At 31.5% G+C, this 22,175-nt stretch carries 27 protein-coding genes; 9 read left to right on the top strand and 18 right to left on the bottom strand.

All coding sequences use genetic code 11. The features are described from left to right. Positions 1-56: 56 nt before the first annotated feature. The 9 genes from AAGV33_RS05790 to AAGV33_RS05750 all read right to left on the bottom strand — a co-directional run bounded on the left by AAGV33_RS05790 (position 57) and on the right by AAGV33_RS05750 (position 6,219). On the bottom strand, positions 57-704 hold the full coding sequence (locus AAGV33_RS05790) for a hypothetical protein (protein WP_373391007.1): 648 nt from the start codon (positions 702-704) through the stop codon (positions 57-59). 73 nt (positions 705-777) lie between these two features. Beyond that, entirely contained in the window at positions 778-1,314 is a 537-nt protein-coding gene (locus tag AAGV33_RS05785; RefSeq protein ID WP_373391006.1) for a hypothetical protein, read from the bottom strand. Positions 1,315-1,382: 68 nt separating this feature from the next. Continuing rightward, positions 1,383-1,649: a YtxH domain-containing protein gene (locus AAGV33_RS05780; protein WP_373391005.1), complete on the bottom strand. Its 267-nt coding sequence runs from the start codon at positions 1,647-1,649 to the stop codon at positions 1,383-1,385. A gap of 49 nt (positions 1,650-1,698) precedes the next feature. Continuing rightward, on the bottom strand, positions 1,699-1,851 hold the full coding sequence (locus AAGV33_RS05775; RefSeq protein ID WP_373391004.1) for a lmo0937 family membrane protein: 153 nt from the start codon (positions 1,849-1,851) through the stop codon (positions 1,699-1,701). Positions 1,852-1,878: 27 nt separating this feature from the next. Next, complete coding sequence (locus tag AAGV33_RS05770; RefSeq protein ID WP_373391003.1) at positions 1,879-2,508, bottom strand: porin family protein; 630 nt, start codon at positions 2,506-2,508, stop codon at positions 1,879-1,881. Between the two features lie 254 nt (positions 2,509-2,762). Further along, positions 2,763-3,341 carry a hypothetical protein gene (locus AAGV33_RS05765; protein ID WP_373391002.1) on the bottom strand — a complete coding sequence of 193 codons (579 nt, stop codon included), beginning with the start codon at positions 3,339-3,341 and terminating at the stop codon, positions 2,763-2,765. Positions 3,342-3,417: 76 nt separating this feature from the next. Beyond that, complete coding sequence (locus AAGV33_RS05760) at positions 3,418-5,190, bottom strand: sensor histidine kinase (protein ID WP_373391001.1); 1,773 nt, start codon at positions 5,188-5,190, stop codon at positions 3,418-3,420. Positions 5,191-5,193: 3 nt separating this feature from the next. Further along, positions 5,194-5,640 carry a response regulator gene (locus tag AAGV33_RS05755; protein WP_373391000.1) on the bottom strand — a complete coding sequence of 149 codons (447 nt, stop codon included), beginning with the start codon at positions 5,638-5,640 and terminating at the stop codon, positions 5,194-5,196. Between the two features lie 15 nt (positions 5,641-5,655). Beyond that, positions 5,656-6,219: a helix-turn-helix domain-containing protein gene (locus AAGV33_RS05750; RefSeq protein ID WP_373390999.1), complete on the bottom strand. Its 564-nt coding sequence runs from the start codon at positions 6,217-6,219 to the stop codon at positions 5,656-5,658. 166 nt (positions 6,220-6,385) lie between these two features. Here AAGV33_RS05750 and pyrF point away from each other — a divergent pair, with 166 nt between their 5' ends. Together pyrF and AAGV33_RS05740 are read left to right on the top strand one after the other, a co-directional pair. After that, on the top strand, positions 6,386-7,204 hold the full coding sequence (pyrF, locus tag AAGV33_RS05745; RefSeq protein WP_373390998.1) for an orotidine-5'-phosphate decarboxylase: 819 nt from the start codon (positions 6,386-6,388) through the stop codon (positions 7,202-7,204). An 86-nt stretch (positions 7,205-7,290) separates the two neighbouring features. Further along, positions 7,291-8,091, top strand: a complete 801-nt coding sequence (locus tag AAGV33_RS05740) for an ABC transporter substrate-binding protein (protein ID WP_373390997.1) — start codon at positions 7,291-7,293, stop codon at positions 8,089-8,091. Here AAGV33_RS05740 and AAGV33_RS05735 read toward each other — a convergent pair. From AAGV33_RS05735 to AAGV33_RS05725, 3 genes are all read right to left on the bottom strand, one after another. Next, entirely contained in the window at positions 8,086-8,226 is a 141-nt protein-coding gene (locus tag AAGV33_RS05735) for a hypothetical protein (protein WP_373390996.1), read from the bottom strand. The genes AAGV33_RS05740 and AAGV33_RS05735 overlap by 6 nt on opposite strands. Positions 8,227-8,544: 318 nt before the next feature. Next, positions 8,545-9,399, bottom strand: a complete 855-nt coding sequence (gene purU / locus AAGV33_RS05730; RefSeq protein ID WP_373390995.1) for a formyltetrahydrofolate deformylase — start codon at positions 9,397-9,399, stop codon at positions 8,545-8,547. Positions 9,400-9,528: 129 nt separating this feature from the next. Next, complete coding sequence (locus tag AAGV33_RS05725; RefSeq protein WP_373390994.1) at positions 9,529-10,236, bottom strand: DUF4197 domain-containing protein; 708 nt, start codon at positions 10,234-10,236, stop codon at positions 9,529-9,531. A 225-nt stretch (positions 10,237-10,461) separates the two neighbouring features. Here AAGV33_RS05725 and AAGV33_RS05720 point away from each other — a divergent pair, with 225 nt between their 5' ends. From AAGV33_RS05720 to AAGV33_RS05695, 6 genes are all read left to right on the top strand, one after another. Continuing rightward, positions 10,462-11,358, top strand: coding sequence for a MerR family transcriptional regulator (locus AAGV33_RS05720; protein ID WP_373390993.1), 897 nt, complete (start codon positions 10,462-10,464; stop codon positions 11,356-11,358). 34 nt (positions 11,359-11,392) lie between these two features. Then, positions 11,393-12,862 carry a phytoene desaturase family protein gene (locus AAGV33_RS05715; RefSeq protein ID WP_373390992.1) on the top strand — a complete coding sequence of 490 codons (1,470 nt, stop codon included), beginning with the start codon at positions 11,393-11,395 and terminating at the stop codon, positions 12,860-12,862. Between the two features lie 2 nt (positions 12,863-12,864). Then, on the top strand, positions 12,865-13,707 hold the full coding sequence (locus tag AAGV33_RS05710; RefSeq protein ID WP_373390991.1) for a phytoene/squalene synthase family protein: 843 nt from the start codon (positions 12,865-12,867) through the stop codon (positions 13,705-13,707). Between the two features lie 21 nt (positions 13,708-13,728). Beyond that, a complete protein-coding gene (locus AAGV33_RS05705) occupies positions 13,729-14,169 on the top strand; it encodes a sterol desaturase family protein (RefSeq protein ID WP_373390990.1) in 441 nt (146 codons plus the stop codon). Positions 14,170-14,364: 195 nt separating this feature from the next. After that, entirely contained in the window at positions 14,365-14,826 is a 462-nt protein-coding gene (locus AAGV33_RS05700) for an SRPBCC family protein (protein ID WP_373390989.1), read from the top strand. Further along, positions 14,826-16,121 (top strand): cryptochrome/photolyase family protein, encoded by a 1,296-nt coding sequence (locus AAGV33_RS05695; RefSeq protein ID WP_373390988.1) that lies wholly within the window; start codon positions 14,826-14,828, stop codon positions 16,119-16,121. Before AAGV33_RS05700 ends, AAGV33_RS05695 begins: the two co-directional genes overlap by 1 nt. A gap of 102 nt (positions 16,122-16,223) precedes the next feature. Here AAGV33_RS05695 and AAGV33_RS05690 read toward each other — a convergent pair whose 3' ends face one another. Genes AAGV33_RS05690 through AAGV33_RS05670 form a run of 5 tightly spaced genes read right to left on the bottom strand, consistent with a single transcriptional unit; the run spans position 16,224 to position 20,590 of the window. Further along, a complete protein-coding gene (locus AAGV33_RS05690; RefSeq protein WP_373390987.1) occupies positions 16,224-17,642 on the bottom strand; it encodes an SDR family oxidoreductase in 1,419 nt (472 codons plus the stop codon). A gap of 5 nt (positions 17,643-17,647) precedes the next feature. Beyond that, entirely contained in the window at positions 17,648-18,331 is a 684-nt protein-coding gene (locus tag AAGV33_RS05685) for an SDR family NAD(P)-dependent oxidoreductase (RefSeq protein ID WP_373390986.1), read from the bottom strand. A 20-nt stretch (positions 18,332-18,351) separates the two neighbouring features. After that, complete coding sequence (locus tag AAGV33_RS05680; RefSeq protein WP_373390985.1) at positions 18,352-18,630, bottom strand: TIGR03643 family protein; 279 nt, start codon at positions 18,628-18,630, stop codon at positions 18,352-18,354. A gap of 2 nt (positions 18,631-18,632) precedes the next feature. Continuing rightward, positions 18,633-19,931 (bottom strand): ABC1 kinase family protein, encoded by a 1,299-nt coding sequence (locus AAGV33_RS05675; protein ID WP_373390984.1) that lies wholly within the window; start codon positions 19,929-19,931, stop codon positions 18,633-18,635. Continuing rightward, positions 19,931-20,590 carry a TetR family transcriptional regulator C-terminal domain-containing protein gene (locus AAGV33_RS05670; RefSeq protein WP_373390983.1) on the bottom strand — a complete coding sequence of 220 codons (660 nt, stop codon included), beginning with the start codon at positions 20,588-20,590 and terminating at the stop codon, positions 19,931-19,933. Before AAGV33_RS05670 ends, AAGV33_RS05675 begins: the two co-directional genes overlap by 1 nt. 111 nt (positions 20,591-20,701) lie before the next feature. Between AAGV33_RS05670 and AAGV33_RS05665 the strand changes: the two genes are divergently transcribed. After that, the gene (locus AAGV33_RS05665) at positions 20,702-21,616 is read left to right on the top strand and encodes a TIGR01777 family oxidoreductase (protein ID WP_373390982.1); all 915 of its coding nucleotides are present in this window, start codon (positions 20,702-20,704) and stop codon (positions 21,614-21,616) included. A 3-nt stretch (positions 21,617-21,619) separates the two neighbouring features. Here AAGV33_RS05665 and AAGV33_RS05660 read toward each other — a convergent pair whose 3' ends face one another. After that, the gene (locus tag AAGV33_RS05660; protein WP_373390981.1) at positions 21,620-22,162 is read right to left on the bottom strand and encodes a YceI family protein; all 543 of its coding nucleotides are present in this window, start codon (positions 22,160-22,162) and stop codon (positions 21,620-21,622) included. Positions 22,163-22,175: the final 13 nt, after the last annotated feature.

Here is a 22,175-nt window from a genome sequence, read left to right as displayed (position 1 = left end):
AAAACGGCTTCGATTTTTTAAAACTGAAGCCGTTTAACTTTATATATTAGCTAAATTTATTCTTTAGCTTCTACATTTTCATTAGATTTAGCAGATGCTCTGTTAATTCTATACATGGTAGCAAATTTTATTTTGAGACCAGCAATTTTGATGTTGTTTTTTGAAGATAAGCCTTCTTTTTCAACTGTGTTTTTTCTAGTATCTAATGCTTCATACATTAACTTGATTTCATCCCAATTTTCTCTAGAATAAGAATCTTTGTTTTTCTCAGCAGTATTTACAAAATTTTCATAAACGTCGGCAATGTTATCTTTGTTTACCCACTCAAATTTCATATCGTCATTTACTTTTTCAGTAAAGAAGCTATTTCTGAAATTATCACGTACCATAGCATCTTTTTTCAACATTACGTTAGCTTTGTACTCTTCGTATTTATTATCAGCTTTAACGATAACGGAATCCATTTCCATTTTGTTTTCTAACTGTTCAATAGCTTCTTGAGCTTCCATTTTAGTTGTAGCATATCTTGCTTCAACAGCTTCCCAGTTTTCGGAAGTTTTTTCAGCAGTAACTTCACTAACGGAGTCAACGTACATTTTAAAATTATCTACTTTTTGTTTTGCCATTTCTTGTTTTTCATCTTTACATGAAGTTACAATTACGGCTAGGGCTATTACGGCCAGACATTTATTTAAATTTTTCATAATTTGAGAATTTTTATTGATAATAGTATTTAAAGCACGAGTAGTATTCATAAAAATACTACTCGCTCATTTTTTACAGTTTAAAACCGTAAGCAAGACGTAAGGCAACTTGACCTAAGCCTTTGTCAACAGTATTTTTTTCTAATGTTGGAAAATCAGGAAGGTATTCATAGCGAACACTGATATCAATATATTTTGTAGCATATCCAATGCTTGGGCTTAATAAAAGAGAAGTTTGATCATAACCATTTGTTACTGCAAAAGCAGCTCCAGCTTCACCCATTAAGTAAAATTGATCTTTTAAAACAAAGGCTTTAAAACCCAATTTAGCAGGTATATATCCTAAATCGTTATCATCTCCGCTAACAAATAGGTTATTAAAACCTGTTGTTGCTGTAAGCGAATATCTTTTTGATAAGTCATATTGTAATCGAACATCACCACCAACATTTATGTCGTAAGGATCTTCAAATGGATAACCTACTGTAGCACCAATACCAAGTCTAAATTTTTGTTCGTAATTATCATTAGAAAGGTCTTGAGCCTTAGCATTAGCAGTTCCTAAGATTAATAAAGCTAGGATAGCTAGATTTTTGATTGTATTTTTCATATCTACAATTATTGTGTTCTATTTTTTATTCTTTTGCAAAAAGATTACCGTCTCGTGTAAAAAAAAGCTTAGTTTTTCTTAGCAATTTCATTTTCGATTTTTGCTTTTCCTTCATGCAAAAATTTATTTGCAGTTTCAGAAACAGATTGGTATTTCTCATCTAATTTTTGCATCAATTTGTCTAAATCCTTTTTTGTGTTGTCTTTAAGGGTTTTAGATTTATCCGCAATTTTTTTTCTTGTGTTTTTTCCACTATTTGGTGCAAAAAGAACTCCTAAAATTGCTCCAGTTGCTAATCCACCGATTACTCCTAATATTACTTTGTTCGTTTTCATAATTTTCGAATTTTAGTTATTATTTATTTTAATTTTAAAAAACTTTAATTTATAGGCGTCTTCCGCTAATAATTCTCATTAATATTGCTATAACAGCTATTACTAATAAGATATGTATTAAACTTCCAATGCTATATACAAAGAATCCTAAAGCCCAGAATATTACTAATAATACTGCGACTAGATAGAGAATGTTTCCCATGATTGTGTTTTTTTAGATTAATGAATATTAAAGTTTGAAACCAACATACACACTCAAAGCACTATTTTTTGAGTCTGGAAATGTGTAGCTTTCTCCTGCAAAAGTTCTTTCTTTACCAATGGTTTGCAATCCATAGTTATAACGAACACCTAATGAAGTTGAACCAAAATCAAATCCAACACCTGCTGCTAAACCATAATCCCATTTGTTTAAATCATCATTATCAATGTTTTCTTCAAAATTGAAAGAACCACCATCAGTTTCATTAGTAGCTTGTCCATCTATTAAATAAGCTACATAAGGACCAAAATGAACATTGAAATTAGGTGTTACATTAAGTTTTAATAAAACTGGCATTTCTAGATAATTCAGTTTTAATTTTGTTGTTCCAGAAGCAAAAATATTGTCATAAACTAATTCAGATCCTTTTCTAGAAAAGTTAAGCTCGGGTTGGATCGATACTGCTGACGAAACAGGAAAGTTAGCAAATAGACCCGCATTAAAACTTGTTAATACATTGTTGTCATCAACATCTTCAGTGTAAAGATTAGTAAAGTTAACTCCTCCTTTAATACCTACTGAAGGGCTTAATTCTTGCGCTTTTGTAAAACTTACAAATGAAAGGCAGATAATTCCAGATAAAAATAATTTTTTCATAAAGTGTCTATTTTTTTAATGATTAATTGTTAAACTATAAATTAGATTTAGAGTAGTTCCTAGGCTACATTACAAAGGTGCGACATGTTTGCTTTAAAAATATTACAGGATATTTTGAGACTTTTATACAATTTCCATTAACAGTTATAAACAAAAAAACACCTTGATATAAGGTGTTTTTAATTCATTTCTATTTCTCGAAAGTATATTGTGACTGATTATAAGAATTATAATTTTATATGTTGTTTAGATACTTATTGTAGCTGCTTTTGTTCTTTATTTACTGCAGCAATGTTCTTCTTAATAATTGGCATTGCTTGCTCGCACAATGTTTTTAAATCTTTGTTTAAAATAGTTGTATTTATTTTTTTGTAAAGCTCTAATTCTAAATTCAATGAGTTTTCTAATTTTTTCAGGTATAAACTAGTACTCATTTCATCAATAAAGTTTTTTAAAATTGAGGTATCGTATAAGGTATTCGGGATAATGATGAAGTTGTCTTTTGCAATTTTTCTAATCTTATTTTTTATCTGAATATGATTTTCTTCAACTTCTTCTAATGCGTTTCGGGTGCTCTTTTTTAATTTACCTTCTTGCGCTTTTTGTGCAATTGCTACAACTTTTAAATTAGATTCGGCAATTTGGATTAATATTTGTTCACTTACTTCGGTTGCTTCAATATTTGTACCAACTACTTTTTTGTCTTCAGTTTTTTGGAGCTTTATTGTCTCTTTAGTTGATTTATTTTTTTTCTCGCAAGAAATAAATATCACACTGTAGATAAAAGACAGCAAGAAAAGTAAAAGATAATGTTTGCTTCTTAGAATTTTCATTAGGCGCATTTTGGGTAAATATAAATAAAAGATATTTTTTTCTTTTTATATTATTTTTAGAAAATGTTATATAGTTTTAATTTAAAATAGGAAGGTACACTTCAAAAGTTGCACCTTCATTAGGTTTTCCTTTTGCAAAAATACAGCCTTTATGATTTTCGACAATTTTTTTACAAATTGCTAATCCCACACCTGTTCCAGGGAATTCGTTTTTAGCATGTAATCTATTGAAAAGTAAAAATATTTTTTCGGCATATTTTTGTTCAAAACCAAGTCCATTGTCTTTAAAAGTGATTTTTATATATTCTCTTTTCGAATTGTCTTTTAGTTTAGGATATTTAGAACTTTTCACTTTTTTAGTTGTGATAGTTACTACAGTAGGTTCGTCTGGTTTTGAATATTTTAGCGAATTGCTAATGATATTGATAAAAAGCTGCTCCAGTTGAAATGAGATACCATCTACTTTGTGCAGGTTTTCAAAATTAATTTGAGCTTTTTTCTCAGCAATATTTTCCGAAAGTTCGATTATTGCATTATTTGCAACCGTATTCAAATCGGTAATTTCGAATTTCTTTTCTGATCGATTGGTTCTGGAATATTGTAATAAATCATCAATCAAAATACGCATTCTATTAGAAGCTTCTTGAATTTTTTCAAAATAACCTTTTGTAGTTGCAGATAATGTTTCTTTTTCTCTATCCTCAATTCGAGAAATAAAAGTTTGAATTTTTCGAAGAGGCTCTTGTAAATCATGACTGGCAACATGATTGAATTCAGTCAATTCTTTATTATTTTGTTCTAACTCGTTATTTCTTAGTTTAATTAACTGGGTTTTATTATAATCTTCGGTAATATCCTGTGTGGTACCAATTATGTTTTTATTTTCTAATCGGTCAATAAATATTTTAGCGGTGGTTCTAAAATGGCGTATTTCGAGCGTGTCTTTTTTAATTATTCTATAGCGAATAAGAGGAAAACTTTCGTCTTTTTCCATTTGCTCAAAAGCATCAGCAAGAATTTCTTTGTCTTCAGGATGAATATTATCTAAAAGATTTTCAAAAGTAGGAAGGTAAGATTGCGGTTCTGAACCTAACAAACGAAATTTATTGTCAGAATAATTAAAAGTTTTGTCTTCAATATTAAATAACCAGCTTCCGTATTTTCCAAGTATTTCTGCTTGTTTGCTAGATTCATCAAATATTCTCAACCTAATGTTTTGATTCATTAGATCCTTGTAGTTTTTAATTATTTGTAAATAACCCAAGCCTAAAATCAAAATAGAAATCAGGAAAGTAGAAAATATAATTAGCGGTGTATTAGAATTATTGTATTTATAAAGTTTTCCTTTTAAATTTAATAGTTTGTTCTCGGTGCTGAGCATAGTATTGATTTCATTTCTCAAAACATCCATAACTATTTTTCCATCTCTAAAATCCCTGTTGAATTCTTCTTTGTTGGAAAAATTGTTTTTAAAATAAGAAAAACGTTTGTCTACTAAATCATAAATTCTATGTAGTTTTTGTTCTTTTATGGAATCACCATTTATTAAATTATTTAGGGACTGGAAAGAATGATTAATTTTTCTTCGTGCACTAGTAAATGGTTCTAGATAAAGCGAATCATTAGTAATAATATAACCACGATGCCCTGTTTCGGCATCTTTTATATGCGAAATAAGTTGACCTAATTCTATAGAAATTTCATAAGTTTTAATAATTGAATCGGTTATTTTATCTAATTCTTTTATATGTCGGTAAGTGACAGAGGCTAAAAAAATTAAAATAAAAAAAGCGATCAAAAATACAGCTCTGATAAAATTTATGGAACTGAATAACTGGGTTTTTAGCATAGTTTACATTCGTAATAAAAAATTATCTTTATTTAATCCTGAAGTGATATATTGCCAGTTTATGGTAACAACTTCAGATAAGACGTCTTTTAGTTTTCCAAAATTATTTGGCTTTTTTATATAAATATTTGCTCCTAATACAAACGTATTTTCGATGTCTTCTTCAGAAGAAGAAGTTGAGTAAATAGCAATAACAATATCACTAAATTTAGGATTTTCTTTAATTTCTTTTAAACATTCTATGCCTGATTTCAATGGCATATTTAAATCCAGAAAAATAATATTTGGCAAAATACTTTCGGGAGCATTAAGGAAATTCATTAAGGCTACACCATCATTTACAGTATTTACTACAGTGTTGATTTTTAATTCATCAAAAGCTTCTGTAAAAAATAATCTGTCGTCTTCGTCATCATCTGCAAGCGTAATTAAGATGAAATCTTTTTGCATAGGTAGGTTTGGGGTTTAATTTATATTCTGATTGGTGATTTCGGTGCGTTTTTTAAGGATGCGTTGGAATGCCGAAGGCGTAATTCCAGTTGTGTTTTTAAATTGCGAACTCAAATGCGCGACACTAGAATAATTGAGTTTAAAAGCAATTTCGGTTAAAGTCAGGTTATGGTGGACAATTAGTTTTTTTACATATTCAATTTTTTGAATAATAATAAAATTTTCAATTGACGTATAAGTAACTTCCGAAAATATATTCGAAAGATAACCATAACTATGGTTGAGCTTTTCAGCAAGGTACACTGAACTTTTAACCGCTGGGGCTTGGTCGTTAAAAACCATTTCGATAATGGTTTCTTTTATTTTTTGAACAATAATATTTTTTTGGTTTTCGATAATCTCAAAACCATACTCGTTCAATACCGAAGCTATTTTATTATAAGTTGCAGTATCAATAGTCTCTAAAAATAAAATTTCATTGGTGTTAATTAGATTGTATTTTATATAGAATACATCTAATTTTTCTTCTAATATTTTTTTGATTAGAAAATGGGTGTCTGTCTTTAAAAATAATTTCAAGGTTATTATTTTAATGTTTTAGTAAAAGTAATAAAATAAATCAATAATTTTCCAAAATTAGTGGAGCACCATCTTCATTCTTTTATAGAATTTTTATAGAAACTTATATAATTCTTATATAAATTAGGAATGGCTTTGTAACTTTGCGTTTTGTAAAATAAAATCAATGACTACACAACAGCTAATTGAACAAATTAAGATAAAAAAATCCTTTCTATGCGTAGGATTAGATGTCGATTTAAATAAAATTCCTCAAAGTTTTTTAACGCTAGAAGATCCTATTTTTGAATTCAATAAAGCCATAATTGATGCAACTCATGATTTAGCTGTTGCTTACAAACCCAATACTGCTTTTTTTGAAGCTTATGGAATAAAAGGCTGGATGTCTTTGCAAAAAACGATTAATTATATCAACGAAAATTATCCAAACATTTTTACAATTGCGGATGCAAAACGTGGCGATATTGGAAATACTTCTTCCATGTATGCCAAAGCTTTTTTTGAAGATTTGAACTTTGATAGTATTACTGTTGCACCTTACATGGGAAAAGATTCTGTAGAGCCTTTTTTAGCTTTCGAAAACAAACACACCATCATGTTAGCTTTGACATCTAATGAAGGTGCTTTCGATTTTCAAACACTTGATGTAGATGGAACAGAATTGTATAAACGTGTTTTAGAAACTTCAAAAACATGGAAAAACAGTGCTAATTTGATGTATGTGGTAGGAGCAACCAAAGCAGAATATTTTACCGAAATCAGAAAAATAGTTCCCGATAGTTTCTTGCTAGTTCCAGGTGTTGGCGCTCAAGGCGGAAGTTTATCTGAAGTTTGTAAATATGGTATGAATGCCAATGTGGGATTGTTAATTAACTCGTCCAGAGGAATTATTTATGCTTCAAAAGAAGCTGATTTTGCTGAAAAAGCAAGAGCAGAAGCTTTAAAAATCCAACAAGAAATGGCGGCAATATTGGAGTCTAAATAATGAAAAATAGTTTCTAATTTATATAGAACCATTAAGAAGCAATGCTTTTTAGTGGTTTTTTTAATTTCAATTTTAAATCAAATCCATTGAAACAATATTCTTTAGTTGACGACATTGGAACTTTGCATACTTTTAATAAAGTACCGCAGCGAATTATTTCTTTGGTTCCTTCACAAACGGAATTATTGGTTGATTTGGGTTTAGAATCAAAAATTGTGGGAATCACAAAATTCTGCATTCATCCAAAAGAATTGAAAGCTAATAAAGCAATTGTTGGAGGAACAAAAAAAGTAGATTATAATAAAATTAAAGCGCTAGCTCCTGATATTGTTATTTGCAACAAAGAAGAAAACACCTTAGAAATAGTAGAAAATCTTCGAGAAATAGTTCCGGTTTGGGTGACTGATATTATTACCATCGAGGATAATTTAAAAATGATAAACGATTTTGGAATTTTATTTGATTGTGTTGGAGAAGCGAATCAATGGAATTCTAATTTAACTTTTGCCTTGAGCGATTTCAAAAAGTTTATCGAAAGTAAACCCATTCGAAAAGTGGCTTATTTTATTTGGAAAAATCCTTATATGGTGGCAGGTTCAGGTAATTTTATAGATGAATTATTGCAATTTAATCGTTTTGAGAATGTTTATGACAATCAATCGAGGTATCCTGAAATTGAACTTGAAAAGATAAATGAAAACGGAAATTTAGATTTTGTTTTTCTGTCTTCAGAACCTTATCCTTTTAAAGAAAAAGACGCTTTAGAAATGCAGGATTTTTGTGGTCAGGCCAAAATAATTCTAGTTGATGGTGAAATGTTTTCCTGGCATGGAAGCCGCTTGTTAAAAGCTTTGAATTATTTTAAAGAATTGCACCAAAAACTATAATTCGCATTCTTCCAGAACCAATTCTTCTTCTTTCTTTTTAGTTTTAGAAGTGTCTTTTTGTTTTATTCCAGTAAGGATTTTAAATTCGTTTTGTAATTTTTTAATTTCATTACTCTCTTTCAGAATTCCTTTCATAGCAGTGATTTTTTTGCAAATTTACATTATCATAACATTAAAAACCTAGTTTTTTGTGTTAAGTTTAGCTTTTTTTGGTGCTTTTTAAAGTAAATTCTTCTATTCTAAAAGAGTTAGAAATGTCCTGAAATAAAGAAGTGCTAGTATCCGAAAATACTAGCACTTGTTTTAACTAACCAAAACCAAATATAATAAATAACCAGTTCATTACATTGCAAAGATGCTATATAAAGGCGGTATAAGCTGTTAAGGATATGTTATTACTTTGTTGGTTATAAGTTAAGGTTTAAACGTCTATTTAATATGGGTAAAATGGTTTTAAGAGAAAATTACCGTCTTGTTATTGTAAACCATTGTTTTACGTTCTGCATGCAGTTTTATGGCTCTTGCCAATACGCTGCGTTCTAAGTCGCGACCCTTTACAATAAAATCTTCAATGGAGTGACTATGAGAAACTCGAGTGATATCTTGTTCAATAATTGGTCCTTCATCTAATTCTTCGGTTACATAATGGCTTGTAGCGCCAATAATTTTAACGCCACGGGCAAATGCAGAATGATACGGTTTTGCGCCTGGAAATGCCGGTAAAAACGAATGATGAATGTTAATAATTTTGTTTTTGTACAATGCTATCAAATTTGGAGTGATAATTTGCATGTAGCGTGCTAAAACAATAAAATTGATTTTGTATTCTTTCAGCAAGGCAATTTGTTGTTTTTCTCCTTCTTCCTTGATGCTCTTGTTAAACGGAACATGATGAAAAGGAATTCCAAAACGGTCAGCAACTCCTTTTAAATCTTCGTGATTACTAATAATCAACGGAATTTCTAAGGGCAATTCACCAGCGCTATAGCGTCCTAAAATGTCGTATAGACAGTGATCGTATTTAGAAATAAAAAGTGCCATTCTGGGTTTGTATTCTTGGGTGTAAATTTCCCAAGACATATTAAATTTATCAGCAAGATTAGTCTGGAAATCTTTTTTAATTAATTCTAAATCCCAGTTTTGAGTACTGAATTCGCATTCTAAACGCATAAAGAAAACATTTTCATTGGCATCAACGTGCTGATCCAGATAAATAATATTTCCCTCTATTCCGGCAATATAGTTAGTTACTGAAGAGATAATTGCTTTTTGATCCTCGCAATGAATCAATATGGTTATTTTTTGCATTTTATAATTATTTCATTCTTTCGACAATGGATTTTTTAGCTAATTATCGAAATTAATTTTATTATTTGTGTTCTAAAGAAATCAAAACTAATCTTATTTTTTTATAAAACAAATGGCTTGAAAACTATTTTATTTCTTGTCTTGCATAGCAAAAACTTTTTGTAATAAAGGCGATGTTCTGGCGCTGATATTAGTTCGGATGTTTTTTTCTTCAACGGCTACCATTTTAAATACACCATTCATGGCTTGTTTAGTAACATAATCAGTCAAATTAGGATTGACTTTGGGAACAAGCGGAATGCTGTTGTATTTAGTGATAATATTTGCCCAAATTTTATCGGCACCAACTTTGGTAAAAGAATTTTGGATAACAGGATTGAATTTTGAATATAAAGAATTAGAAGTGCTATTTTCTAAATAATTAGTAGCCGAAGTATCATTACCCAGTAAAATCCCTCTAGCATCGGCAAAAGACATGTTTTTTACTGCATCAACAAATATTGGTGTAGCTTCTTTTACGGCATCTTCGGCAGCGCGATTCATTACTTTTAAACCTTCGTCAGCTAAAGCACCTAATCCAATTCTTCTCAAACCCGTATCTACTTTTCTTAATTCTTCTGGGAGCAGAATTCTCACAACTTCATTTTTATAAAAACCATCTGTTGCTGTCAATTTGCTAACTTGTTTTGTAATACCGTTATTTAAGGCTTCTTTTAGTCCGCTAGCAATGTCAATAGTTCCCGTAGTTCCTGTTAGAGGGATTTGGCTTAATACTTGTTGCATTTCGGCACAACCAAAAAGACTGAATAAGATAGCTAAAGAGAATATTTTTTTCATTTTGTTTTATGTTTTGTTTGCTGCCAAAAATACTATTTAATTCAAATAGTAATGCTATTTATTGTAATAACTACTTGGTTTGAATCTATATTAGATTGTAGAGCGGTTTATTACGTGATATATTTTAAGGCTTCACTGTTTTTATGGACTTTATTATTTAAATTTACTTTTCCTCTCACTTGAATAATAAAAAATGTACATTTGTTTAATATTATTTAAAAATAAATGAACAATATAAAAAATGTTTTTAGCATAAAAGATCTTGAGAATCTTTCAGGAATAAAAGCACATACCATTCGTATCTGGGAAAAAAGATATCAAATTCTTGAACCCATGAGAACCGATACTAATATTAGGTTGTATGATTTATCCAATTTGCAAAAACTATTGAATATTACTTTTTTACACGAATACGGTTATAAAATTTCTAAAATAGCGTCTCTTGCAGAAGCAGAAATACCAGTTCTTGTAAAACAAATTATATCTACTAAAAATTCTAAAAATCATGCTATCAATGCTTTTAAAATGGCAATGATGAATTTTGATCAACAGCTTTTTTTTAATACTTATAATTGGCTTGAAGAGGAAAAAACTTTTAAAGAAATTTTTCATCAGGTGTTTATGCCGCTGTTGGAGGAAATAGGTTTGTTGTGGCAAACGGATACAATTTCGCCAGCACACGAGCATTTTATCAGTTATTTGCTTAGGCAAAAAATAATTTTAAACTCCGAAAAATTACAGGTTTTGCCTTCTACAAGACCCGATAGAGTTTTTGTGTTGTCGCTTCCTTTAAACGAAATCCACGAGTTAGGATTGATGTATTTGCATTATGAGATTCTTTTAGAAGGTTATAAAAGTATTTATTTAGGCGAAAGTATGCCAATCCATAATTTAAAAGATTTAAAAAAACATTTCAGCTCTATTGTATATGTTTCCTGTTTGACTGTAAAGCCAGATCGGGATGAAGTCAATGCGTATGTACAAGAAATGGCGGATGAATTATTAGACGATTCAACAGAATTATGGTTTACTGGAAGATTAGTTTCTTGTATTAATTCAGAATCACTTTTAAGTAAAGTGTCTGTTTTTAATTCAATAGGAGAATTAACATCAAGACTATAGTTTTGTTTAATATTTTTGTATATTTGTTAAACAAATGAAAAGAAAAATTACAATCATAGGTTCAGGGTTTTCTGCTTTGTCTGCGGCTTGTTATTTAGCGAAAAGTGGACACGAAGTTTTAGTTTTTGAAAAGAACGAAACAATAGGAGGTAGGGCCAGACAATTGAAAAAAGACGGTTTTACATTTGATATGGGACCGAGTTGGTATTGGATGCCAGATGTTTTTGAACGTTTTTTTGCTGATTTTGGAAAGAAAACAAGCGATTATTATGAGCTTATAAAATTGTCACCCGCTTATCGGGTGTATTTTGGAGTGAATGAATTCATTGCAATTGCAGATAATCTGGATGAAATAGTGGCAACATTTGAAGCGATCGAAAAAGGAAGTGGTAAAATTCTTCGTGAATTTATGGCTGAAGCGCAAAGCAATTATGACATTGCAATCAAAGATTTAGTTTACAGACCAGGAGTTTCTCCATTAGAATTAGTCACAATTGAAACGACTAAGAAAATAGGACAATTTTTTAGCAACATCAGTCGGGATGTTCGCAATAAATTCAAGAACGAAAGGTTAATCCAAATTTTAGAATTTCCCGTTTTATTTCTTGGAGCCAAACCATCTGATACGCCTTCGTTCTATAGTTTTATGAATTATGCCGACTTTGGACTTGGGACCTGGCATCCTAAAACAGGAATGTTTGATGTGGTTCGGGCTATGGAAAGTTTGGCAACCGAATTAGGAGTTCAGTTTTTTGTCAATTCGAATATTGAAAAAATAATTGTCGAAAATAAAACAGCCAAAGCTATTGTTGTCAATGGAGAAAGGATTGAATCGGATTTAGTTTTAAGCGGTGCCGATTATCACCATTCCGAAACGTTATTGGATAAGGAACATAGAATGTATTCGGAACAATATTGGGAATCTCGTGTTTTTGCGCCTTCGTCGTTGTTGTTTTATGTAGGTTTTAATAAAAAAATTGAAAACATTTCGCATCATGCCTTATTTTTTGACACCGATTTTTACCAACACGCAAAAGATATTTATGACGAGCCACAATGGCCAGCCGAACCTTTGTTTTATGCTAATTTCCCATCATCGACGGATATAACTGCAGCACCGGAGGGAATGGAATCGGGATTTTTCTTAGTGCCATTAGCGCCTGGAATCAATGATTCCGAATCCTTAAGAGAGGAATATTTTGATAAAATAATACAACGTTTTGAGACTATTACACAACAAAATATAAAAGAGAATATTATATTTAAGCAATCTTTTTGTAAGAACGATTTTGTAGAACAATACAATTCATATAAAGGAAACGCATACGGAATGGCAAATACATTATTACAAACTGCTTTTTTAAGGCCAAAACTAAAAAGTAAAAAAGTTCGTAATTTATATTTTACAGGACAGCTAACCGTTCCAGGGCCTGGAGTTCCACCAGCTTTGATTTCTGGAAAGTTAGTATCTAATTTGATAGACAAACAATTTCTAAAAGTATAGTTATGAAGCAGTTATTTGATGATGTTTCTTTTAAATGCAGTAAATTAGTTACTAAGGACTACAGTACTTCATTTTCATTGGCGGTATATATGCTTTCGCCAAGTATTAGAGATGCTATTTACAGCATCTACGGTTTTGTTCGCTTTGCTGACGAAATTGTGGATTCTTTTCATGGTTTTGACAAAGAAAATCTAATTAATGATTTTGAAACCGATTATTATAAAGCCTATAATTCTGGGATTAGTTTGAATCCTATTTTGAATTCGTTTCAGCAAACCGTCAAGAAATACAATATTTCGGACGATTTGATTCAGGCTTTCCTAAAAAGTATGAAAATGGATCTAATCAAATTAGATTACAATTCTAAAGCGGAATACGAAGAATACATTTACGGTTCGGCTGACGTTGTGGGTTTGATGTGTTTGAAAGTTTTTGTAGATGGGAAAGATCATAAATATGAAGCTTTAAAAGCCGAAGCCATGCGATTGGGTTCTGCTTTCCAAAAAGTAAATTTCCTTCGGGATTTAAAAGACGATAATTTGATTCTGAATCGAAATTATTTTCCAGGAGTCGATTTAAATTCTTTTGATGAAAATGCAAAAAAAATGATCATCAATGAAATCCACGAAGATTTTAGAATTGCATATCAGGGAATTGTGAAATTGCCTATCGAAGCTAAATTTGGCGTTTATACCGCTTATGTATATTATAAAAAGTTGCTTAAAAAATTAGAAAATACGCCTTGTAAGGAAATTGGAAATACAAGAATCCGTGTTTCTAATTATACTAAAGCCACACTTTTAGCACAATCTTTCGTTACGTATAAGTTGCGATTGGTAGAATAAAAACGATTTAAACCCTAAAAAATGATTTCATTTTTAATTACAATAGTAGTTTTTCTTTTAATGGAAGGTGTCACTTGGTTAACACACAAATATGTCATGCACGGTTTAATGTGGTATTTCCATGCTGATCATCACCAACCTAAATACGAGCATGTTTTTGAACGCAACGATATTTTCTTCGTCATTTTTGCCATTCCTAGTATCGTACTTTTTTATTATGGATCGCAAGGCGGATTCAATTATTTATTTTTCATAGGTCTCGGAATAACCATTTACGGATTCTGTTATTTCATGATTCACGATGTCTTAATTCATCAGCGTTTCAAGTGGTTTAAGAACACTAAAAACAAATATTTGATAGGTTTACGCAAAGCACATAAAGTACATCACAAACATCTAGGGAAAGAAGATGGTGAATGTTTCGGGATGCTGTTTGTGCCTTTTAAATATTATAAAATGTGACACTTTTTAGAATTTAAAATAATCTATTTTTCTTGGCTCCCTCTCCTTTGGAGAGGGTTGGGGTGAGGATAAATAAGAAAAATATTTTTAAAAAGGTCGGGCTATCCGTTACAATCTTTATGTTTTTAAAGAAAAAACATAAAGGATTTTCACTGCTATCCCTTACGCAACTCCACTTGATCTAAAAATAAACTCATGAAAGTATATTCAAAACAAACTGTTCAACACGTCGATGCTTCTATCGAGGAATGTTGGGCATTTTTTTCCAGTCCACGCAATTTGCAAAAAATGACACCTCAATCCATGGGATTTCAAATCACCGATTTTGATGAGAAAAACATGTATGCAGGTCAAATTATCCAATATAAAGTCACACCGCTTTTAGGAATTAAATTGACTTGGGTTACCGAAATAACCATCGTAAAAGAAGGAAGTTATTTTATAGACGAACAACGTTTTGGACCGTATGCTTTGTGGCATCACAAACATTTTTTTGAACCAACAGAAAACGGTGTGAAAATGACTGATTTAGTTCATTATGCTGTTCCATTTGGTATTCTTGGACGATTAATGAATACTTTGATTATTAAAAACAAACTCAAAGAAATATTCGAGTATAGAGAAAAAAGGGTAAACGAAATTTTTAACTCTAAGTAATGGCCAAAACAGCAGTTTCGTTTTTTTGGTTTAGACGTGATTTACGACTCGATGATAATGTAGGTTTATACCATGCTCTAAAATCAGAATTTCCAGTAATTCCATTGTTTGTTTTTGATGAAGCTATTCTGGACAGTTTGCCTAAAGACGATGCAAGAGTTGGATTTATTCATGAATCGCTTTCGGAGATTAATGCTCAGCTCAATAAATTAGGTTGTTCGCTTTTAATAAAAAAAGGACAAACTTTAGATATTTGGAAAAAGCTTATTGAAGAATTTGATGTTAAAGAAGTTTTTTTCAACAAGGATTACGAACCTTTTGCCATTCAACGTGACGAAGCTATTTGTCAATTATTAGAAACCAATAAAAGTATTAGCTATTCTTTTAAAGATCAGGTTTTATTCGAAGAAAAAGAAATCACAAAAGCTGATGGTTTACCGTACACGGTTTATACACCTTATAAAAATAAATGGTTAGAAAAGTACCATCAAAACCTACCGATTTTAGAATTTGATTCTTCCGAATTGTTTTCTAATTTTCATAAAAGTCAGTTTGCTTTTCCTTCATTGGAACAAATTGGTTTTGTAAAAAATAGTATAAAAGTAAAGCCTTACACTTTTGGTACTTTGTCCAATTATCAGGATACCCGCGATTTTCCTGCAGTAGATTCCACATCTTATCTTTCGCCACATTTGCGTTTTGGAACCGTAAGCATCCGAAAAATGATCCGTTTTGCAGCTAGAACGAATGCGGTTTTTTTGAGCGAATTAATTTGGAGAGAGTTTTTTATGCAAATTTTGTATCATTTTCCTAAAGTGGTGACACAGAATTTCAAATCAGCTTATGATGGAATTCAGTGGCGTAATAACGAAGAAGATTTTAAACGCTGGTGTTCCGGAACTACTGGTTATCCAATGGTGGATGCGGGAATGCGACAACTCAATGAAACAGGTTATATGCACAATCGTGTTCGAATGGTGGTAGCGAGTTTTTTATGCAAACATTTATTAATTCAGTGGCAGTGGGGCGAAGCTTATTTTGCCGAGAAATTACTGGATTATGATTTGTCAGCCAATGTTGGAAACTGGCAATGGGCAGCTGGAACAGGTTGTGATGCCGCACCTTATTTCCGGGTTTTTAATCCAGATATTCAGCAAAAGAAATTCGATGAAAAAGGAATTTACATTAGAAAATGGATTCTCGAATTTGATTTAGGTTATGGAGAACCAATGGTCGATCATGCGATGGCAAGAGATAGAGCAATTGCAACTTACAAAGCAGGAATTTTAAAGTGATTTTAAGATAAAACCATTAAGAAGTTAAGTTTCATTTAGCCTTTTGTGACTTAATTTCTAAATGGTTTAAAAAGCTTATATGACTTATGTGTTAAAAAAAACTTAGCGAATCAATCTTCGCAGCATTCCCTTAAAAATAAATCCATGAAATGGTAAAACAGAATACCAGTATAATTTTCCCCAAATTCCTCTTGGTCTAAATGTCGCCGATTGATAAAGAGTATTTCCAATAATTTTGAATTCGAGCCAGGCTTCTCCAGGCAATTTCATTTCTGCAAAAAGCACCAACTTCCCTTTTTCTTTATCGGCATATAAAACTCTCCAGAAATCCAAAACATCGCCAGAGCGAATACTATGCTTGTTGGTTCGTCCTCGTCTTAATCCGACACCACCAAATAATTTATCGATAAAACCTCTGATATTCCACAGCCAATCGCCGTAATACCAACCCGTTTCACCACCAATAGACCAGATACGTTCAATAGTAAAATCACGATTTATAATTTCCATTTTTCGTCTATCAATGAAACAATCTTTTTTAGGAATTTTCAAGTATCCCGAAATATTGTTGTTAAACCGTCCGCTAATTAAGGAATCTTTCCAGCTTGATGCCACTTGATCTTCTTCTACTTTTACTAAAGCTCTAGATAAAGCTTTCTCGTAAGACATGGGCTGAACTCCTAATAATTCATTGATTTTGGAATCTCTGCAAACTACTTCTACTTTCATACTGCTGACCAATGCTGTAGCGAGTTTATAAGAAGTTGAGGTAACAAAATACAACCAATAAGAAGATAATTTGGGCGTCATTACTGGAACTGTAAAAATCCATCGTCGCAGTTTTTTTGCTTTGGCAAAAGCCAAAAGCATTTCTTTATACGTTAAAATATCAGGGCCACCAATATCAAAACTTTGATGATAAGTAACTGAGTTCAATAATGATTTGGTCAGGAATTCCAAAACATCGTTGATAGCAATAGGTTGGCATTTTGTATTCAACCATTTTGGAGTAATCATAATAGGAAGTTTGTTGATTAAATCCCGAATGATTTCGAAAGAAGCACTTCCAGAACCCACAATAATTCCTGCTCTTAAAGTTGTGGTGGCGTAATTTCCAGTATTTAAAATAGTTTCAACTGCTTTTCTGGAAGACAAATGTTTGGAAAGGGATTGGTCGTTTACTATTCCGCTCAAATAAATGACTTGTTTGGCAGAAGTTTGATTCACTCTTTCTACAAAATTTTTAGCCGAAAGACTTTCTAATTCATCATAATTTGAAGCCGCACCAGACATCGAATGAACCAGGTAGTAAGCCGCATCAATGTCGATTGGTATTTCATTTAAACTCTCCCGATTCAGGAAATCAACTTCTATAACGCTTACGTTATTTTCAAATTCTTTTGGACAGTAAAACCTGTTTTTATCTCTTACACAGCAAATAATTTCGTGTCCCTGAGCCACCAAAATTGGCAAGAGCCGTTTTCCGATGTAGCCTGTTGCACCTGTTAAGAGAATTTTCATTGCTATTAAATCTTAAAAGTTACAATTCCATAATCCATTTCGAAAATTTGTCCCGAAATAGATTTTGCCTTTTCAGAAATTAAAAAATCAGCCATTTCTGCTACTTCATTAGCTTTTAAATAGCCTTTCATCGGATGGCGTTCTATCATATTTTCTTTCATTCGATCATTTCGCAAAATATTTGCCGAAAGTGAAGTTTCAGTAATTGTTGGAGCAATAGCATTGATGCGAACTACCGAAGCCAATTCGGCTCCCAATGATTTTACCAATCCTTCAACCCCAGATTTTGCAGTTGCAATACTAGCATGAAAAGGCATTCCTAATTTGGCAGCCACAGTGCTAAACAGTACAATGGATGGTTCGTCACCTTTTTTTAGAATAGGTAAATATTTCTGAATGGCTTTTACTGCACCAATCACATTTATTTCGAAATCATTTCTAAAATCGTCAACATTTAAATTTCCAATAGGTTTCAAGTTGATAGAACCTGGACAATAGATAAGCGAATCGATATTTTCAATTTCAGGAAGGGAATCATTTAGTACGTCAACGCTAAAATGTTTAAGGTTAGGATGGGTAACATCAGGTGCGGTTCTGCTGATATTGTAAACAAAATTAGTTTCTAATTGTTGTAATAAAATAGCACTTCCAATTCCTTTACTACCTCCAATAATGACGATATTTTTCATGTTTCAAATCTTTTTTTGAATTATCTTTTCGAAATTTTATTGTTATTAATTTGTCTTTGTCTGCTGCATTTAAAACGACCTTCACTAAAAACTCTCAATTTTTCATGCTTTGTTTTTCGACCTTGTACTCTTTCACGCCACATTTTAAAACTTGAGGCTTTCATTTCAATACGCATTAGATCGATGACTTCTTGTTCTTTTAATCCAAATTGTAGCCGAATTGCATCAAAAGTGGTTCGGTCTTCCCAGGCCATTTCTATAATACGGTCTTTGTCAAGATCAGATAATTCGATTCTCATTTCTAATATTTTAAATAATTATTTACCACAATTTTAGATTTCAAATCAAACATTAAATTGTACAAACCAAAAAACGTTCGGTTCATGTAAATAAAATGTTTCGAACCTCGATTGCCATTCATTTTTTTGAGATTGGTATCTTTAGAAAAACGTTCGCCTAATTGTGCTATGTTTTCAAAGAATACTTCGTCCGAAAAATCGAAAGTTTCTGTTTGAAAAGGTTTTGTGAAAAGTGATAATAAATCATAGAACATTTGCGTGAAATAAGCAATTTCTTCGGGAGAATCATCTGCTCTAAGAATTTCTAATTCGAATAATTTTTCTCTAAAAAGAGTTTCGTCGTCAATTATTTCTTTGTTGATTAATTCAAAATACGGAATGTAAAAATCATTCGGAATTTGTTTCATACAACCAAAATCAAGTGCAACCAATTCGTTTTTATCGTTAATCAGAAAATTTCCAGGATGCGGATCGGCATGAACTTTTTTCAGAACATGAATTTGGTACATGTAAAAATCCCAAAGTGCCTGACCTATTTTATTAGCAATTTCAGGATCTGATTTTTTAAATTCTGATAAATGAACGCCAGTCATCCAGTCCATCGTGATGATTTTCTCAGAAGAAAATTCAGGATAATACTCAGGAAAAACCAGGTTTTCAATTTTTCGGCAAGCATCAACTACTTCCTGACTTTGTTTGAGTTCCAATAAATAATTGGTTTCCTCAATCAGTTTGTCTTCGACTTCTTTAAAATACTTATCCGAATCTTTTCCTTGCAGATTGAACATTCTTATGGCTATTGGTTTTACCAGAGCCAAATCAGATGAAATACTATTCGCAACTCCAGGATATTGGATTTTAACTGCTAATTTTTTATTGTTTTTTACAGCCAAATGGACCTGACCAATACTCGCTGCGTTAACTGAATTTGGATTGAATTCGTCAAAAATTTCATTTGGCGTTTTACCAAAATTATTTTTAAACGTTTTCAATACCAATGGAGCCGAAAGCGGAGGAACTGAAAATTGCGACAATGAGAATTTCTCCACATAAGCTTGTGGAAGGAAATTTTTGTCCATACTTAGCATTTGAGCTACTTTTAGCGCACTTCCTTTCAAACTTTTCAGTCCGTCATAAATGTCTTCGGCGTTGTCTTCATTTAACTTATCACGGGTCAAATCAGAGTTTACTATTTTTTCGCCATAATATTTCAGGTAATTTACGCCTACTTTAGCACCAGTTTGCACCAGTTTTGTGGCTCGTTCAATTTTTGAAGTGGGGATATAGTCTATTGTTTTCATTAGTTTTTTTGCATTTTTTCTTTAAAAATAAACTTCCCAAAATCGATTAAACTATTAATTGGGGCTACGTTCATTAATTCGAAACTTAATTTTACTGATTTTTCGATAAAAATATCTGTTTTTTCAAAATTGGGAGATCCATCTTCAAGCCAAAATTTTAACGTAAATAGAAACTGAACCCAAGCGCTTTCCTCGATTGCTTTGTTTTGGAAATCCTGTACTTTTTCTTGTTGGATGCGAAATTCATCGGTAGTGATTTCTCCAATAAATTTTTTGAAATGCTGTCTCAGACTGGAAAGCTGCATCAGGTTTTTTAAATGGTTTTTATCTTCTTTCAGACTCAAGCTTACATAACTTCGATTAGCAGCGAGTAATTCGAAAAAAGTAAAATAAAAACTCAGCAATTTACTTTGCATATCGTATGATTCGTAATTCACATCTTTATTCAATAGTTCTATGGTTTTTTCTAAAAAGATGGTGTAAATTTCTTTTTCAATGCTTTCTAGATTTCCAAAGAAATTATAAAACTCCGTTTCCTCAAAACCGTTTGATTTAGAGAATAGATATACTGATTTCGGCTTTTCGTTGTGTTCTAATGTATAGTTCATATACATTGAAACAATCGCTTCTTTTGTTATTGGGGTTTTCTTAATTGCCATGTTTTTAAGTTTTTAATGGACTATAAAGGTAATGAATTGTTTAACTATTATATGTTAATGTTAAACAAAATTATCTTTGTATATTTGAATAATGACCAAAAATAAATTGTAATGAGAAAAAATGTTTTAATAACAGGCGGAACAGGATTTGTGGGAAGACATTTAACTGCACTATTAATTGCAAAAGGTTATTCGGTTTCTATTTTGACCAGAAATAAAAAAGAGAATACTGAGAATGTTTTTTATTATATATGGGATATTGAAAAGCAATTTATTGAAGACGAAGCAATTCAAAAAGCCGATTATATCATTCATTTGGCAGGAGAAAATATTGCAGCTAAACCTTGGACTAAAAAAAGAAAGGAAGCCATTCTATCCAGCAGAGCACTTTCGGCTCACTTACTTTATACTTCTTTACAGAAATCTAATTCCAAAATAGAAGCTTTTGTTTCCGCGTCAGCAGTTGGGATTTATGGCGCAATTAATGGTCGCGCAATTTGTACTGAAGAAATGCAGCCAGCAAATGATTTTTTAGGATTAACATGTCAAAAATGGGAAGCAGCAGCTCAGCCATTTGAGAATTTAGGAATTCGTACCGTTAAAATCAGAACTGGTTTAGTAATGGGGAAAGGAGATGGTTTTTTGAAAAAGTTACTTCCCGTTTTTAAATTAAGATTAGGAGCTGCCTTAGGTTCAGGAACGCAATACATGCCTTGGGTTCACATAGAAGATTTGTGTCGTATTTATTTGGAAGCCATAAAAAATCCTGAAATGCACGGTGCTTATAATGCTGCAATTACTGATAACACAACCAATCAATTGTTTTCTGTAAAATTAGCAAAAGTGTGTGGATATAAAATTTGGTTACCTAATGTTCCTTCTTTTCTAATCCAATTTGCTTTAGGCGAAATGTCAAAATTATTGCTGAAAGGCAGAAGAGTTTCGAATGCTAAACTCCAAGCTTTGGGTTTTCAATTTGACCATAAATATTTAGAAGCTACTTTAAAAGATTGCTTGTCTCAATAGGAATTATTGAAGTTCAGTATTCAATGTAACATTTACGTTTTGAGCTATTTTATTGCGTACAATAAATGGAATTTCAATTTTAAAATCCTCAGTGTTTAAAGTGAAAAAAGCGTGAATTACAATTGCATTTGAGGTTGTTTTAGAAATATTAGCGGGAACTCTGATGTTTTTAGTTACGCCGTGAATGTTGATTTTTCCTTTTATAAAATATTCCGTTGGAGTAGTGTTAATTTTAGCAATAGAAAATTTTTCAATTACTCCTTTAAAAGTCGCTTTTGGGTACTTATCACTTTCCATGTAATTAGCATTAAAATGATCTTCCATCAGGCTTCTTTTAAAACGAAAATTTTTAATTAAAGCTACAAAACTGATATTACCATTTTTAGTATTCAGTACTGTATAAACCTGATTGTTTTTGGCTTCAACAGCTTCGTAGAATGGAACGGAAGCTTCAAAATAAATGCTGCCATTAGTTGCTGTTTTCTTTTCTTGAGCAACTATTGGAATACTGAAAAAAAATAAAAGTAGGAGTATAGTTTTTTTCATGGCAACTTTATTT

This window comes from Flavobacterium magnesitis (assembly GCF_041729735.1).
Lineage (GTDB): Bacteria > Bacteroidota > Bacteroidia > Flavobacteriales > Flavobacteriaceae > Flavobacterium > Flavobacterium magnesitis.
The sequence above is the reverse complement of the archived record's forward strand: the minus strand, read 5'-3'. Positions and strand labels throughout refer to the sequence as shown.

What these genes read in the sequence shown, in the direction of transcription:
- AAGV33_RS05790 (WP_373391007.1), bottom strand. Translation starts at nt 704, where the DNA reads ATGAAAAATTTAAATAAATGTCTGGCCGTAATAGCCCTAGCCGTAATT.
- AAGV33_RS05785 (WP_373391006.1), bottom strand. Translation starts at nt 1,314, where the DNA reads ATGAAAAATACAATCAAAAATCTAGCTATCCTAGCTTTATTAATCTTA.
- AAGV33_RS05780 (WP_373391005.1), bottom strand. Translation starts at nt 1,649, where the DNA reads ATGAAAACGAACAAAGTAATATTAGGAGTAATCGGTGGATTAGCAACT.
- AAGV33_RS05775 (WP_373391004.1), bottom strand. Translation starts at nt 1,851, where the DNA reads ATGGGAAACATTCTCTATCTAGTCGCAGTATTATTAGTAATATTCTGG.
- AAGV33_RS05770 (WP_373391003.1), bottom strand. Translation starts at nt 2,508, where the DNA reads ATGAAAAAATTATTTTTATCTGGAATTATCTGCCTTTCATTTGTAAGT.
- AAGV33_RS05765 (WP_373391002.1), bottom strand. Translation starts at nt 3,341, where the DNA reads ATGAAAATTCTAAGAAGCAAACATTATCTTTTACTTTTCTTGCTGTCT.
- AAGV33_RS05760 (WP_373391001.1), bottom strand. Translation starts at nt 5,190, where the DNA reads ATGCTAAAAACCCAGTTATTCAGTTCCATAAATTTTATCAGAGCTGTA.
- AAGV33_RS05755 (WP_373391000.1), bottom strand. Translation starts at nt 5,640, where the DNA reads ATGCAAAAAGATTTCATCTTAATTACGCTTGCAGATGATGACGAAGAC.
- pyrF (WP_373390998.1), top strand. Translation starts at nt 6,386, where the DNA reads ATGACTACACAACAGCTAATTGAACAAATTAAGATAAAAAAATCCTTT.
- AAGV33_RS05735 (WP_373390996.1), bottom strand. Translation starts at nt 8,226, where the DNA reads ATGAAAGGAATTCTGAAAGAGAGTAATGAAATTAAAAAATTACAAAAC.
- purU (WP_373390995.1), bottom strand. Translation starts at nt 9,399, where the DNA reads ATGCAAAAAATAACCATATTGATTCATTGCGAGGATCAAAAAGCAATT.
- AAGV33_RS05725 (WP_373390994.1), bottom strand. Translation starts at nt 10,236, where the DNA reads ATGAAAAAAATATTCTCTTTAGCTATCTTATTCAGTCTTTTTGGTTGT.
- AAGV33_RS05720 (WP_373390993.1), top strand. Translation starts at nt 10,462, where the DNA reads ATGAACAATATAAAAAATGTTTTTAGCATAAAAGATCTTGAGAATCTT.
- AAGV33_RS05715 (WP_373390992.1), top strand. Translation starts at nt 11,393, where the DNA reads ATGAAAAGAAAAATTACAATCATAGGTTCAGGGTTTTCTGCTTTGTCT.
- AAGV33_RS05710 (WP_373390991.1), top strand. Translation starts at nt 12,865, where the DNA reads ATGAAGCAGTTATTTGATGATGTTTCTTTTAAATGCAGTAAATTAGTT.
- AAGV33_RS05705 (WP_373390990.1), top strand. Translation starts at nt 13,729, where the DNA reads ATGATTTCATTTTTAATTACAATAGTAGTTTTTCTTTTAATGGAAGGT.
- AAGV33_RS05700 (WP_373390989.1), top strand. Translation starts at nt 14,365, where the DNA reads ATGAAAGTATATTCAAAACAAACTGTTCAACACGTCGATGCTTCTATC.
- AAGV33_RS05695 (WP_373390988.1), top strand. Translation starts at nt 14,826, where the DNA reads ATGGCCAAAACAGCAGTTTCGTTTTTTTGGTTTAGACGTGATTTACGA.
- AAGV33_RS05690 (WP_373390987.1), bottom strand. Translation starts at nt 17,642, where the DNA reads ATGAAAATTCTCTTAACAGGTGCAACAGGCTACATCGGAAAACGGCTC.
- AAGV33_RS05685 (WP_373390986.1), bottom strand. Translation starts at nt 18,331, where the DNA reads ATGAAAAATATCGTCATTATTGGAGGTAGTAAAGGAATTGGAAGTGCT.
- AAGV33_RS05680 (WP_373390985.1), bottom strand. Translation starts at nt 18,630, where the DNA reads ATGAGAATCGAATTATCTGATCTTGACAAAGACCGTATTATAGAAATG.
- AAGV33_RS05675 (WP_373390984.1), bottom strand. Translation starts at nt 19,931, where the DNA reads ATGAAAACAATAGACTATATCCCCACTTCAAAAATTGAACGAGCCACA.
- AAGV33_RS05670 (WP_373390983.1), bottom strand. Translation starts at nt 20,590, where the DNA reads ATGGCAATTAAGAAAACCCCAATAACAAAAGAAGCGATTGTTTCAATG.
- AAGV33_RS05665 (WP_373390982.1), top strand. Translation starts at nt 20,702, where the DNA reads ATGAGAAAAAATGTTTTAATAACAGGCGGAACAGGATTTGTGGGAAGA.
- AAGV33_RS05660 (WP_373390981.1), bottom strand. Translation starts at nt 22,162, where the DNA reads ATGAAAAAAACTATACTCCTACTTTTATTTTTTTTCAGTATTCCAATA.